11 protein-coding genes are annotated in these 13525 nt (G+C 68.6%); 6 read left to right on the plus strand and 5 right to left on the minus strand.

Annotated elements, in window-relative coordinates:
- Window positions 1–14 precede the first annotated feature (14 nt).
- Together gyrB and MFF07_RS01775 are read right to left on the minus strand one after the other, a co-directional pair.
- The gene (gyrB, locus tag MFF07_RS01770) at window positions 15–2462 is read right to left on the minus strand and encodes a DNA topoisomerase (ATP-hydrolyzing) subunit B (protein ID WP_147817992.1); all 2448 of its coding nucleotides are present in this window, start codon (window positions 2460–2462) and stop codon (window positions 15–17) included.
- Window positions 2463–2773: 311 nt separating this feature from the next.
- Window positions 2774–3421, minus strand: a complete 648-nt coding sequence (locus tag MFF07_RS01775; protein WP_147817991.1) for an MBL fold metallo-hydrolase — start codon at window positions 3419–3421, stop codon at window positions 2774–2776.
- Between the two features lie 237 nt (window positions 3422–3658).
- Between MFF07_RS01775 and MFF07_RS01780 the strand changes: the two genes are divergently transcribed.
- From MFF07_RS01780 to MFF07_RS01795, 4 genes are all read left to right on the plus strand, one after another.
- Window positions 3659–4027: a DUF2946 family protein gene (locus MFF07_RS01780; protein ID WP_187272579.1), complete on the plus strand. Its 369-nt coding sequence runs from the start codon at window positions 3659–3661 to the stop codon at window positions 4025–4027.
- 69 nt (window positions 4028–4096) lie between these two features.
- On the plus strand, window positions 4097–6400 hold the full coding sequence (locus MFF07_RS01785) for a TonB-dependent receptor family protein (protein WP_147817989.1): 2304 nt from the start codon (window positions 4097–4099) through the stop codon (window positions 6398–6400).
- Between the two features lie 121 nt (window positions 6401–6521).
- Entirely contained in the window at window positions 6522–9545 is a 3024-nt protein-coding gene (locus MFF07_RS01790; protein WP_147817988.1) for a penicillin-binding protein 1A, read from the plus strand.
- A gap of 43 nt (window positions 9546–9588) precedes the next feature.
- Complete coding sequence (locus MFF07_RS01795) at window positions 9589–10647, plus strand: hypothetical protein (protein ID WP_373322218.1); 1059 nt, start codon at window positions 9589–9591, stop codon at window positions 10645–10647.
- A gap of 34 nt (window positions 10648–10681) precedes the next feature.
- On the opposite strand, the gene MFF07_RS01800 is transcribed toward MFF07_RS01795, so the two are convergent.
- The gene (locus MFF07_RS01800) at window positions 10682–11242 is read right to left on the minus strand and encodes a hypothetical protein (protein WP_147817987.1); all 561 of its coding nucleotides are present in this window, start codon (window positions 11240–11242) and stop codon (window positions 10682–10684) included.
- Window positions 11243–11273: 31 nt separating this feature from the next.
- A complete protein-coding gene (locus MFF07_RS01805; RefSeq protein WP_147817986.1) occupies window positions 11274–11495 on the minus strand; it encodes a hypothetical protein in 222 nt (73 codons plus the stop codon).
- Window positions 11496–11804: 309 nt separating this feature from the next.
- Here MFF07_RS01805 and MFF07_RS01810 point away from each other — a divergent pair, with 309 nt between their 5' ends.
- Both MFF07_RS01810 and MFF07_RS01815 read left to right on the plus strand, forming a co-directional pair.
- Window positions 11805–12053, plus strand: a complete 249-nt coding sequence (locus MFF07_RS01810; RefSeq protein ID WP_147817985.1) for a hypothetical protein — start codon at window positions 11805–11807, stop codon at window positions 12051–12053.
- 322 nt (window positions 12054–12375) lie between these two features.
- Window positions 12376–12708 carry a hypothetical protein gene (locus MFF07_RS01815; protein ID WP_147817984.1) on the plus strand — a complete coding sequence of 111 codons (333 nt, stop codon included), beginning with the start codon at window positions 12376–12378 and terminating at the stop codon, window positions 12706–12708.
- 5 nt (window positions 12709–12713) lie between these two features.
- Here MFF07_RS01815 and trhA read toward each other — a convergent pair whose 3' ends face one another.
- Window positions 12714–13394, minus strand: a complete 681-nt coding sequence (trhA, locus tag MFF07_RS01820) for a PAQR family membrane homeostasis protein TrhA (RefSeq protein ID WP_147817983.1) — start codon at window positions 13392–13394, stop codon at window positions 12714–12716.
- Window positions 13395–13525: the final 131 nt, after the last annotated feature.

Here is a 13525-nt window from a genome sequence, read left to right on the forward strand (position 1 = left end):
ACGGCGACCCCGCCTCACACGTCGAGGTTGGCCACGTTCAGGGCGTTCTCCTGAATGAACTCGCGGCGCGGCTCGACGATATCGCCCATGAGCTTCACGAACAGGTCGTCGGCATCCTGGGTGTCCTTGACCTTCACCTGCAGCAGCGAGCGGGTCTCGCGGTCCAGCGTCGTCTCGAAGAGCTGGTGGGGATTCATCTCGCCGAGGCCCTTGTAGCGCTGGAGCTGCAAGCCCTTGCGGCCGAAGGCCATGATCGTCTCGAACAGGCCGACGGGGCCGTGCAGAATCTCCTCGTCGCCCTTGCGCGCGAGCACGACCGGCTCGTGGTAGATCTCGCGCAGGTTCGGCGAACGCGCATGCAGCCGTCGCGCCTCCTGCGAGGCGATCAGCGAGGCGTCGAGGGTAGAGACCTGGCGCACGCCGCGCAGGGTCCGGCTGAAGGCGTAGCCGCCTTCGCTCGCCTCGCCGACCCAACCGCGTTCGATGTCCTCGGCGATCTGGTCCAGGCGCTTGGCGACGACGTCGGCCAGGGCCTCCGCCTCGCCGACGTTGTCGGCGATCTCCGGAGAGAGGGCGCCGGCGAGTACGGTCTGCTCGACCACGGAGCGGTCGTAGCGGGTATGCAGGCCCTGGACGACGCTGCGGAAGGCGCGCGCCTCCTCGACGAGCACCTTGAGCTGTTCGCCGCCGAACTCCGTGCCTGAAGCGAGCCGGAGGATCGCCCCCTCGACGCCCTGGTCGATCAGGTAGTCTTCGAGGGCGCGCTCGTCCTTAAGGTAGATGATCCGGCGGCCGCGCTCGGCTTTATAGAGCGGCGGCTGGGCGATGTAGAGGTGGCCGCGCTCGATCAGCTCGGGCATCTGGCGGAAGAAGAACGTCAGCAGCAGCGTGCGGATGTGGGAGCCGTCGACGTCGGCATCCGTCATGATGATGATGCGGTGGTAACGCAGCTTTTCTGGGTTGAAGCCCTCGCGGTCCGTGCTCGAACGGCCGATGCCGGCGCCGAGCGCCGTGATCAGCGTGCCGATCTCGGCCGAGGACAGCATCCGGTCGGCGCGCACGCGCTCGACGTTCAGGATCTTGCCGCGCAGCGGCAGAACCGCCTGGAAGGTGCGGTCGCGACCCTGCTTGGCCGAGCCGCCGGCGGAATCGCCCTCCACAAGCAGGATCTCGCATTTCGACGGGTCGCGCTCCTGGCAGTCGGCGAGCTTTCCGGGCAGCGAGGCGATGTCGAGCGCGCCTTTGCGGGTGATGGTCTCGCGCGCCTTGCGGGCCGCCTCGCGGGCCGCCGCCGCGAGTACGACCTTGGCCATCACGGACTTCGCCTGCGACGGGTTCTCCTCCAGCCAGGTCGAGAGGCCGGCGTTGAGGATGTTCTCCACCGCCGGGCGCACCTCGGACGAGACCAGCTTGTCCTTGGTCTGCGACGAGAATTTCGGGTCCGGCACCTGCACCGAGACGATCGCGGTCAGGCCCTCGCGGCAATCCTCGCCGGTGAGCGCGACCTTCTCGCGCTTGGAGACGCCCGACGAGTCGGCATAGCCGGTGAGCTGGCGCGTCAGGGCGGCGCGGAACCCCGCCATGTGGGTGCCCCCATCGCGCTGCGGGATGTTGTTGGTGAAGGGCAGCACCGTCTCATTGAACGAGTCGTTCCACCACAGCGCGCATTCGACCCGGATGCCGTCGCGCTCGCCGCGCACCATCAGAGGCCGGGTGACGCCGTCGATGGGCTTTCGCGAGCGATCGAGGTAGCGGACAAACTCCTCGACGCCGCCCTCGTAGCAGAGCTCCTCGCGCTTGTGCTCGGCATGGCGCGCATCGGTGAGGACGATGCGCACGCCCGAGTTCAGGAAGGCGAGTTCGCGCAGCCGCTTCTCGAGGGTGCCATAGTCGAACTCGACCATGGTGAAGGTGTCGGTGGAGGCCAGGAACGAGACCTCGGTGCCGCGCCGGCCGTTGCCGGGCCCGACCACGTCGAGGGGGGCCACGGCGTCGCCGTGGCGGAACTCCATCGCGTGCTCCATGCCGTTGCGCCAGATGCGCAGGCGCAGCCATTGCGACAGGGCGTTGACGACGGAGACGCCGACGCCGTGCAGGCCGCCCGAGACCTTGTAGGAATTCTGGTCGAACTTACCGCCGGCATGGAGCTGGGTCATGATGACCTCGGCCGCCGACACGCCCTCTTCCTTGTGGATGTCCACCGGGATGCCGCGGCCGTTATCCGAGACCGTCACCGAACCGTCGGCGTTCAGCGTCACGGTGACGAGGTCGGCGTGCCCGCCGAGCGCCTCGTCGATGGCGTTGTCCACGACCTCGTAGACCATGTGGTGCAGGCCGGAGCCGTCGTCGGTGTCGCCGATATACATGCCGGGCCGCTTGCGCACGGCGTCGAGGCCCTTGAGCACCCGGATCGACTCGGCGCCGTACGCGTCGGCGCTTTCGAAATTCTCGTTGTCGGACATGAACTTCCTCTAGCAGGCGAGGCGTTCGTTTGGGGTTCTTCCGGCCCGACGACGTGAGGATGGTGCGCCGGGCGCGCGCCTGCGATCTCTGTGCCCGGCTGATATAAGCGTTCCGCCTTGCGAATGCATCGATTTTCGACTGCGCGCGGCGGCCGGCAGGGGATAGGTTTTGGCGGTCCGCCACCGTCATCGCGAGCGTAGCGAAGCGATCCAGGGCCCCGCTCTCGACGGTCGGTGAGTTGGCCCTGGATTGCTTCGCCTGCCGCTCGCAATGACGGATTGGAACGTGCCCCCCCGCGTCGTCGCCGCCCTCAACCCTGAAGGAACGGGTTCGACTGCCGTTCCTGGCCGAGGGTCCCCGTCGGCCCGTGACCCGGAATGAAGGCGACGTCGTCGCCGAGCGGCAGCACCTTCTCGAGGATCGCCCGGATCAGCTGCTCGTGGTTGCCGCCGGGCAGATCCGTGCGGCCGACCGAGCCCTGGAACACCACGTCGCCGACCAGCGCCAGCCGTTCGTCGCGGCTCATGAACACGACGCTGCCGGGGGAGTGGCCGGGCGCGTGCAGGATGTCGAAGGTCAGGCCCGAGACGGTGACCTGATCGCCCTCGTCGAGCCAGCGATCCGGCGTCACCGCGCGGGCACCCGCGATCCCGTAACCGGCGCCGGTCTCCGGCAGCTTGTCGAGCAGGAACCGGTCTGCCGGGTGCGGCCCCTCGATCGGCACGCCGCCCAGGCGCTCCTTGAGTTCGGCCGCGCCGCCGGCATGGTCGATATGGCCGTGCGTCAGAAGAATCTTTTCGATCGTGATGCCCTGATCCTTGATCGCGGCCTCGATCCGGTCGAGGTCGCCGCCGGGATCGACGACCGCGCCGACCTTGGTCGCGTCGTCCCAGATCAGGGTGCAGTTCTGCTGGAAGGGCGTGACCGGGATGATCCCGGCGCGAAGCGTTCCCGTCATCGGCGTCCGATCGATTTCGCGCCGCGTCCGGCGCCACGGCTCTCCTTAGCCGGATCGCCCTGGCGATGCACCCGCGAGGGTTCCGGTCCACACAATTCCGCCCGACGTGACGACCTGTGGCGCCGGGGTCACGCTCGACCAGAAACCACCTGAGACATCGGCCGGCCCTGGCGGAGGGAAACCGGCGCTTCTATCCGGGAAGGGTTCGATCCGCGCTGGATCGTCGAAGAGAGGCCCGTGACGCATCGCGGCATCATCGGGGCGGGACTGATCCTCTTCGCCCTCTGGCTCCAGGCGCTCGCGCCCGTGGTGGGCCTGCGCATGCTCGGCGCCTCGGCCGATCCCCTGGCCGGCACCGTGATCTGCAGCAGGATGCCGGCCGGCGATCAGGCCGGCCCGGCCGAACCGGAGCAGCATGCGGGCTGCAGCCTGTGCGCGCTCTGCACCGCCGGCCTCGCCGCGATCCCCTTGCCGCCCGTTCCCGCATCCGTCGCGCTGCCGGCCGGGATCTGGCGCGTCGTCTCCTGGCCGATCCCGCCGCCGGCTCCGCTTTCCGCTCCCGACCATCCCCCAGGGCAACCGCGCGCCCCGCCCACGCTCGCCTGATCCGCGCCTGTCCCGACGCCCCGGAGGTCGTTGCGCACTTGCGCACCTCCCGATCAGACGAGCTTTTTCATGCGTGTTTCCCGTTCGCCGAGGGCTTGGCCCCGTGCGCTGTCGCTCGCCCTTCCGTTCGCCTGTCTCGCTGTCGGCCAGCCCGCTAAAGCTGAAGAGGCCGGCGAGGTGACCCTCGAAGAGGTCTCCGTCACCGGCGAGGGCCGCGGCTTCGGCGTCTCGTCTCCGGCAGGCTCCGCCTCGCCCGTCATCGAAAACCCGGTCGGCCAGATCGTGACGGCGGTCGGCCGCGACGGCGCCATCGCCAATCGCCCCGCCACCAGCATCGGCTCGGTTCTGCTCGACAGCCCCGGCGTCACCGTGCGCCAGGGCAACGGCGGCCGCGACGTCACGATTTCAATCCGCGGCAACAACGCCCGCTCCACCGGCGTGACCAAGAACACCGTGGTGCTTGAGGACGGCTTCGTGCTGACCCAGCCGGACGGCGCCTCGCGCTTCGATCTGGTCGACCCGCGCGCCTATTCCCGCATCGACGTCTTCCGCGGCCCGCAATCGGCGTTGTTCGGCAATTACGCCACCGGCGGCGCACTGGCTTTCCGGACCCGCACGGGGCGCGAGATCGACGGCTACGAGATCGGCACGGATGCGGGCAGCTACGGCTACCTATCGAACTACTTCACCGTCGGCGCCGCCAGCGGGCCGGTCGAGATCAGCCTGTTCGCCAGCGACGTGCGCGGCAACGGCTATCAGGAGCACAGCTCCTACGACACGCAGACGATCAATCTGTTGGCGAGCTACACGCCGACGCCCGACAACCGTTTCACCCTGAAGGTGATCGACAACGAGCTGCACGCGGACATTCCGGCGCGCTCGTCCCTCGACCAGTACCGCATCAATCCGTTTCAGCGGGGCTGCGCTTCGGCGGCGACGGCCGCCGCGGGCTGCACGACCTACAATTTTCCGATCAACGGAGCCTTCGGCCCCACCGCGGCGGTCACCGCCGCCCAGGTCGGGCTGGAGCGCAAGGACCGGCGCACCATCGTCGCCGGGCGCTGGGAGCACGATGTCGACGCTCAGACGACGTGGCGCATGCAGGTCGGCTACGACGAGCGCAACTACAATCAGCCGTTCTTCACCAGTTCCGGCCGGGGCAGCATCCCGTCGGTCAACATGCTGAGCGACATCACGCACCGCTCCGAGGTCTTCGGGCTCCCGGCGCTGAGCTATGCGGCGATCAGCTTCAACGCCCTCGACGCGCATGCCACCACCTTCAACCTCGCCCCCGCCGCCGGCCCGCGCCTCGGCGCGCTCATCGGCGACCAGTTCTCGCAGCAATCGAACCTCGGCGGTCGCGCCCGCACGGAGGTGACATTCTCGGAAGCCTGGACCGGCGTCGTCGGCATCAGTGCCGAGAACACCTGGATCACCGGGCGAAACCTCGCCTACGCCTATTCGGCCGCGGGCACGACGCGCACGCTGTCGACCGCGGACCGCAGCTTCCTCAACGTCGCGCCGGAACTCGCCCTGGTCTGGCGGCCGAGCGCGGACCTCGCCATCCGCGGACGCGTCGCCACCGGCTACACCACCCCCGGCGCCGGCAACCTGTTCGTCACCTCCGCCGGCATCCCGGGCAACAACACCGACCTGAAAACCCAGGAGAATCTCGGCTTCGACCTCGGCACCGACTGGAGCCCGGTCGCGGGCCTGCGCTTCAGCCTCACCGGCTTCTACGAGTTCTTCCGCAACGAGCTACTGTCGCAATCCCCCGGCGCGGGGCTGCTCAGCTACACCTTCAACGCCCCGGCCTCCGAGCATCGCGGCATCGAGGCGGGCGCGGTCTACGCCTTCGCCGAGGGCTGGCGCGGCACGCTCGCCTACACTTTCGACGATCAGATCTACACGGACTACGTCGAGCAGCTCAGCGCCGGCACCCGCACCTCCCGCTTCGACCGGGCCGGCAACGCCATCCCCGGCGTGCCCGCCCACCAGCTCCTCGCCCGCATCGGCTACGACGTCCCGAGCGGGCCGCTCGCCGGGCTCGGCGCCTTCGCCGAGACGGTGGTGCAGGACGGCTACTTCCTCGACAACGCCAACCTGCTGAAGGTGCCGGGCTTCGCGATTGTGAACGTCAACGTCCACTATTCCAGCCTGCTGCCGGACTGGTACGCAAAAAGGATCGACCTCTACGGCGAGGTCCGCAACGTCTTCGACACGACCTACGTCGCCTCGGCCAACCCGCTGGCCAACTCGATCGGCGCGGCGACCGGCCTGCAGAATGGAGCCGCCGTGCTCGCGGCGACGACGGGCTCGGTCTATGCGGGCGCGCCGCGGAGTTTCGTGGCGGGGATGAAGCTGAGCTTCTGAGCGGGGGAGGGGACAACTCCTCCATCATAAATCAGCCGCGTTGTGCAGCGCGTATTCAGACGCCCGGGCGTAGGAAGTTCCTCGCCCGTCGTCGCGTTCCTGCACCGGTGCCCGCCGCCCGATGAACCCCATCCTGATCAAGCTGTTCGCGACCGCGCTGACCCTCAGCCAGGTCACGACGCGGCCGGACGCGGTCAAGACGCAGTTCGATCCCGCGACCGAGGGCGACCAGGTCGTGCAGATCCTGCGCGACGGCTGCGCCCACATGCGGAAAAGCTTCGACATCGAGGACATCAACCTCGACGAACTCATCAGCACGGCGATGGAGGACCCGACCACCGTCGCCGGAGACAGCGCACCCAAAATCCTGCACGGGCTCGATCTGGCCGAGCTGAACACGAGCTACAAGCAGTTCTGCAAGGGCGAGAACCCGGCCAAGTCGCCGTTCGAGGCGCGGGCGGTGATCGAGTTCTACAACAACGCGGTCAAGGACCTGCCCACGGCCGAAGCGCTGCGGGACACCAAGCTGCCCGGCGCGAGCATCATCCTCGACGCCGCCGGCAAACCCTATTCCGAGGCCTTCGAGGCGAACGGGCGCCGGCGCGTGGTGCCGATCGCAGAGGTGCCGGAGATGGTGCAGAAGGCCTTCGTCGCGGCGGAGGACAAGCGCTTCTACCAGCACAAGGGCATCGACGAGCGCGGCGTGATCCGCGCCTTCATCGGCAACCTCGCCTCGCCCGGCCGCCCGGCCGGCGGCTCGACCATCACGCAGCAGGTGGTCAAGAACCTGTCGGTGGGCGACGACGTCACCTACGAGCGCAAGATCCGCGAGATGATCGTCGCGGCGCGGCTGGAGCAAATCCAGACCAAGCCGCAGATCTTGGGACTCTACCTCAACGGGATCTATCTCGGCCGCGGCGCTTACGGCATCGAGATGGCGGCGCGCAGCTGGTTCGGGAAATCGGTCGGCACGCTCACGGTGCCCGAGGCGGCCCTCCTCGCCGGCCTGCCCAAGGGCCCGAACTACTACAGCCCCGACAAATACCCCGACCGCGCCCGCGAGCGCCGCGGCTACGTCCTCTCCCGGATGAAGGAGGACGGGGTCATCACCGAGGAGCAGCTGGCCGAGGCGCAGAAGAGCGATCTCGGCACGAAGCCCGTCGAGACGGCGCGACGCGATTCCGGCTTCTACTTCGTCGAGCATCTCGGCCGCGAGGCGCGGACCTTCGCCGGCCTCGAATCCCTGACCAGCGCCTCCTACACCGTGCGTTCCACCGTCAATGCCGGCCTGCAGACCGCGACCGAGGCCGCGCTTCAGGACGGGCTCGCCGCCTACGAGCGCGGCACCGGCCGCCTGTTCTACGACGGGCCGGAGCTGAGCCTCGCCGAGGCCGTGAAGAAGCTCGAGGCCGCGCCGCCGACCGCGGAAGCCGCCCTGCTGCCTGCACCGGCGCCGGTGCCCGAGGCGAAGCCGGCTCCCGGCAGGAGGGCCGCGCTCAAGCAGCCGCCGGTCCCGAAACCGGCCGGTCCCAAGCCCGCCTGGCAGCGTGCGCTCGAGGCGGCGCGGCCGATGCTCTACGACGTGCACTGGCCGCTGGCGGTGGTGCTCTCCACAGGGAAAGCCGGCACCAAGGTCGGCCTCGCGGACGGGCGCGTCGCGAGCCTCGATGCCGGTGCGGCCCGCGGGCGGCTGCAGCTCTACGACGCCGTGCGGGTGAAGCTGACCGATCCCGCCTCCCGCACGCCGCGCGCGCAGCTGCGCATCCGCCCGGCCGTGCAGGGCGCCGCGATCGTGCTGGAGAACCGTACCGGCAAGATTCTGGCGATGACCGGCGGCTTCTCCTACCCGCTGAGCCAGCTCAACCGGGTGACGCAGACCGTGCGCCAACCCGGCTCGACCCTGAAGCCGTTGACCTATCTCGCCGCGCTCAATGCCGGCCTTCAGCCCAACACCCTGGTGATGGACTCACCCGTCACCCTGCCGCCGATCGGCGGGGCAGGGGATTCCTGGTCACCCAAGAACTACGACGGCGGCGGCTCCGGCCCGACGACGCTGCGGCGCGGGCTCGAGTTCTCCAAGAACCTCGTCACCGCCCGCCTGCTGCAGGGCGGCATCGCGGAGAAGGCGCCGGCCAGCCTCAAGCGGGTCTGCGACATCGCGCTCGAAGCCCAGCTCTACGCCGAGTGCGAGAACTACTACCCGTTCGTGCTCGGCGCGCAGCCGGTGCGGATGATCGACCTCGCGAGCTTCTACGCGGCCATCGCCAACGAGGGCGGCCGCCCGAGCGCCTACGCGCTGGAATCGGTGGAGCAGGACGGCAAGGCGGTCTTCACCCGGCCGGAGAAGCCGCCGGTGCGGATCGGCTCGGCCGACCGCATCGCCTTCTACCAGCTCAAGACCATGCTGCAGGGCGTGACCCAGCACGGCACCGCGGCTGCGCTCTCGGGCATCTCGGCCTACGTCGCCGGCAAGACCGGCACCTCGGAGAACGAGAACGACGCCTGGTTCGCGGGCTTCAGCAACGAGATCACCGTGGTGGTCTGGGTCGGCTACGACAACGCCGACGGCATCCGCAAGACGCTCGGCCGCGGCCAGACCGGCGGCCACGTCTCGGTGCCGGTCGCCAAGGCGATCTTCCAGGCCGCCTGGGCCAACGGGGTGCCGCGCACGGCCCTGGCCCCGCCGTCCCCCGAGGCCGCGAGCCAGATCGCCGACATCTCGATCGATCCGCGCAGCGGCCAGCGCATCGCCGGCGGCGGCTTTCTGGAACATTTCCGCCGGAAGAACGGCCAGGTCGCGGACACCCAGTTCAACCTCGTCCCGCGCGAGACGATGTACGCCATGCGGCCCGATTCAGAGGATGGCGACTTCGGCAATTCCGAGAACGGCGCGGACGTGGCCGGCGACGATGCCGGCAACCGGGCCGGCCGTGCCGGCGACGACCTGCTCGATCCGTTCGGCGGCGAGGAGCGCGACCCCTACGCCGCGCGGCGCACGCAGCGCTACGACCCCTACCCGAACTGGCCCGGCCGCAGCCGCTACGGACAGGCGCAGCCCTCGCCGTTCGGGGATGACGGCGAAGCCGTCCAGCGCCCGCGCCGTCGCGACCCGGACTATCTGTTCGGCGAAGACCCGCGCTACTGACGCCGACGCCGAACCGTACTTCTTCACAGCTCGAGGATCCGACGTGCTGAAACCGCTTTCGGCGACCCTTCTCGTCGCCCTCGTGATGACGGAGCCCGCCGCGGCCCAGGACGGCGTCAAGCTGCAGCCGCCTGCCGCGACGGCCGCCAACGTGAAGGATGTCGCGAGCCTGGAGCCGGCGGACGTCGCCACGCTCAAGCCCGGCACGATCCTGTTCACGGACTACCGGGAAAAGGCCTCGGCCAATCCCGAGAGCGGGCTCGTCGCCTATGCCGACTGGCTCAAGACCCGGCCGGCCGAGGCGGCAGCGCTCTCGCCCTATCCCGGTTATGTCGAGCCCGACTACAGCGTGACCCTCAACGGCGTCACGAAGCAGCGCCACGAGACCCTGAAGGTCTACGTGGCCGAGGGCCGTTTCGTAGTCCCCAAGCCCCCGGGCGCCATCGACCTGTCGCGCTACGCGACCCTCGATTTCGTCTCGAAGATGGACGGCGCGATCCGGCACAAGGCGCTGAGCCCGGCGGAGGTGACGCCGACCAAGGACCCGCTCGCCGCCTTCGCCAAGCGCCCCGACCGGCCCTGGTGCGAGGCCGCGAACACGGTCTGCCTGGAATCGCGCTACGACCTCGAAGGCAAGCTGCCGCTCGGGGTGAAGCTCGCCAACAAGCTCGAACTCGGCTCAACCAAGAAGGTCGCCGAATTCGTCTCGTTCCAGAGCGAGCTGCGGCTGCTGTCGCCCGGGGAGGCGGCGGGACTTGGCACGCTCACGCGGATCGACACGCCGGTGGCGGGCGGCCTCGAACAGACGATCTTCTGGGTCAACCAGATCCTGCGCTTCGGCAAGTTCCTGGCCGTGGTGCAGCCGGCCCCGAACGATCCGGGCAAGTCGGTGATCACCACCTACATGGCGCTCGCGGTGAAAGCGGACGTTCTCGACCGCAAGCAGGAATATGCCCGCGTGCCGGTGCTGAAGAACCTGCTGCCGGTCCAGGTGCTGATGGGTAATTCGTCGTTCAACACCGGCACCTCGATCAGCGCCGGTCTGCCGACCTACGCGCGCAACCGGCTGAGCGCCTTCGCCGAGGCGGTGGCGAAGAACTGAACCGTGACGGGGACGATCGCGGCAGCCCCGTCGATCAATCCTTCGCGGACGGATCCGGCTCGGCCACACGGCGCAGGCGGCCGTTGCGCTTTTCGTAGCGGAAGATCGAGGTGAGCGCTTCGGTCGTCGCGCCGTCGTCCGGCGGCGCTGCCGGCGGGGCGATGTCGGCGCGGCCGGCCCGGGCGACGACGCCGAGCGCGATCTCCCGGTCGCGACGAAGAGCGGCGATCAGGGCCGGCGCCATCCGCGCGACGAGGGAGGTTCCATCGCCGAACGCGATCTCGACGGAAACCGGGGCGGTCCCCGCCGGCGCGAAGCCTTCCTCGATCACGCCGAGCCCGGCCCGCACGGTCGAGACCGCGAGACGGGCCGGCATCGGGAGACGGGCGGCGGCCGGCAGGACGTTGCGCACGGTATCGAGAAAGCTCGGAAGGCGCTGCGAAGCCGCGCTCCTGGGCGCATCGTCGTCGCGCGGCGTCAGCCGGGCGATGGCCTCGACGCCGCGCATCTCGCCGTTCGACAGGGTCAGCAGGCCGCGCAGATAGGAGCCGGTCCCGGCACCGCCCGTGCCCTCCTCGATCGGAAACACGCTCATCCGGTGCTCCGTTCGAGCCGCGCCGCGGCGCTCAGTTGCCGCGATTCACGATCGACGGGATTGAGGGCTGCGTGAACTGGCGGTTCACGTCGGGGCGAGTCTGGGTGCCGTTGGTGTCGCTCGACCTGCGATAGTTGTCCATGTTGAAGCTCTCGGCCAGGCCGCTGCCGCTGGGGCCGGAACCCGAGCTGCTGCAGCCGGCGAGCGTGCAGACCGAGAGCGCGGCGGCAACGGCGAGGAAGGTCAGGCGCATCGGTGGATTCCCGTTAACAAGTTCTGCAGGTCGCTGGCCGTCATGCCGGTGCCGTGCAAGGGTGAGCCTTGGATTTGCGGTCCGGCGAACCCGATTGCACCGGCATTGACGTGCGGCCCCGAGCGGCTCCGGTCAAGCAACCCTCTATCATCCCCTAACGCTTTCGCTTGGATCTGATGTCGGGCGGACACTGCGGGATTACCACGCCGCACGGAAGACGGCCCCAGAGGCCATGACACCACGGCAATCGTGTGGAGGAAGCCGGCCTACGGATGGCGCAACCGGGGCGAATTCGCGAAGAATCTGCCCATGAGCAACGTCGTCCCCTTCCGCCGTCCCGCGCCGACCGCCCTGCGCGCCCGCTGCGACGTGGTCTCGGTCGCCGACGACCTGTTCGCGGCCCTCGACGGCGTCGAGGATCTGGCCCAGCGCGCCGCGCTGATGGGCCGGCCGACCGTCGAGGTGGAACGGACCGTCCAGAATCTGCTCGACGCCGTCAGCGCTCTCGAACGCGCACTTGACTGCCTCGGCGAGGGCAGCGAAGCCGCGCCGGCCTGACCTTCTAGCCCCTCAGAACGGTATCCGATCCGAGGTCTCTTCTTGCCGCGCTTCCGTCCGACCGAACGGTATCCTACTTGGCCGGAAAACGCTCTGACGCCGACGCGCTCGTCCGGACGGCTGTTTTTATCCTCCCCGGCTCGTGCGGGGATACGCGGCAGACCGTCGGCACGTGTCCGCGATTGGTTTCGTCCATACCCTGCCGCAATGGTCATACGCAGTCCGACGGCTTGCCAAACAATCTTGCCGATCCGTAATACGAATCGCAAGTAAGCGGCGGATGAAATGCTGCCGACCTCGCCGGGACAGGAGTCATCTGGCCATGACGACATCATCGGTATCGAACGAATCCTTCGAAACGGACCAAAATCTGCTTGAAAATCACTTTCCCATTTGCGACGACTCAGGTGAAGTGGGTCGCTCCATGCGGGTTCTCGAACGTCTTGCGCTGACACTCGGCGTGCCCGTCGCGATCTTCTTCGAGGAGAGCTCCCCTTCCGCGCCGCCGGACGCGGCATCCGCCGAGGAGATCGCCGACCTGACCCGTGCGTTTCTCGCGATCAGCGATCCGACCCTGCGCCGATATTGCCGCGACATCGTCCGGGCAGCGGGCGCCGAGGGGGTATCCGGCGGCCAGATCCTCGAATCGGCCTGACCGGATCAGTTGCCGGCAGCCATCACGCTCGTGATGACCGTGCCGTAATGGCAGGCTGCGGCCGCCAGCACGAAGCTGTGCCAGATCGCGTTCTGGAAGGGCAGGCTCCGCCAGACGTGGAAGACCACGCCGAAGGAATAGAGCAGGCCACCGATGGCCAGCATCCACATCGCCGCTGGCGAGAGGCCGGCGATGGTCGACTCGTAGGCGAGCACGCCGCTCCATCCGAGCATGAGGTAGAGCGCGATCGAGACGCGATCCCAGCGGCCCGGCATCAGCAGCTTGAGCGCGATGCCGATCGCGGCGATCGTCCAGATCACGGCCAGCAGGCCCCAGGCGACGGGCCCGCTTCCGACCAGGACGACGAGCGGCGTGTAGGTGCCAGCGATCATCAGGTAGATCAGGGCATGGTCGAACCGGCGCAGGATCCACTTGCGGCGCGAGACCGGCCACATGTTGTAGGCGGCAGAAATACCGAGCATCGAGACGAGGGCCGCGGCGTAGATCAGGACCGAGGCCCGCTCCATCCAGCCGAGATGGGCGAAGGTTGCCGTCGCCACGAGCGCGACGGCCCCGGCGATGCCGAGCGCAACCCCGATGAGATGCACGGCCCCGTCCGCGAGAAGCTCCTCGCGGGTGTAGTGCCAGGTCAGCGCGAGCGGCCTTCCATCTTCCGCCAGGAACATCCGCGGCTCCTCATCGATCGTTGGACAATAAGTCTTGGGCTGCCAAAGTCGTTCCATGGCGGAAATACCGAGATCCACTCTTGGCCGGCAAAACTCGAACGCGTAGTCACCTCAAGACATTTGTGCGGCGC

The sequence above is a fragment of the Methylobacterium thuringiense genome (assembly GCF_022179645.1).
GTDB lineage: Bacteria > Pseudomonadota > Alphaproteobacteria > Rhizobiales > Beijerinckiaceae > Methylobacterium > Methylobacterium thuringiense.

Bases quoted from the DNA above. Each gene is read 5' to 3' on its own strand.
- gyrB (WP_147817992.1), bottom strand. From the start codon at position 2,462: ATGTCCGACAACGAGAATTTCGAAAGCGCCGACGCGTACGGCGCCGAG.
- MFF07_RS01775 (WP_147817991.1), bottom strand. From the start codon at position 3,421: ATGACGGGAACGCTTCGCGCCGGGATCATCCCGGTCACGCCCTTCCAG.
- MFF07_RS01785 (WP_147817989.1), top strand. From the start codon at position 4,097: ATGCGTGTTTCCCGTTCGCCGAGGGCTTGGCCCCGTGCGCTGTCGCTC.
- MFF07_RS01790 (WP_147817988.1), top strand. From the start codon at position 6,522: ATGAACCCCATCCTGATCAAGCTGTTCGCGACCGCGCTGACCCTCAGC.
- MFF07_RS01800 (WP_147817987.1), bottom strand. From the start codon at position 11,242: ATGAGCGTGTTTCCGATCGAGGAGGGCACGGGCGGTGCCGGGACCGGC.
- MFF07_RS01805 (WP_147817986.1), bottom strand. From the start codon at position 11,495: ATGCGCCTGACCTTCCTCGCCGTTGCCGCCGCGCTCTCGGTCTGCACG.
- MFF07_RS01810 (WP_147817985.1), top strand. From the start codon at position 11,805: ATGAGCAACGTCGTCCCCTTCCGCCGTCCCGCGCCGACCGCCCTGCGC.
- MFF07_RS01815 (WP_147817984.1), top strand. From the start codon at position 12,376: ATGACGACATCATCGGTATCGAACGAATCCTTCGAAACGGACCAAAAT.
- trhA (WP_147817983.1), bottom strand. From the start codon at position 13,394: ATGTTCCTGGCGGAAGATGGAAGGCCGCTCGCGCTGACCTGGCACTAC.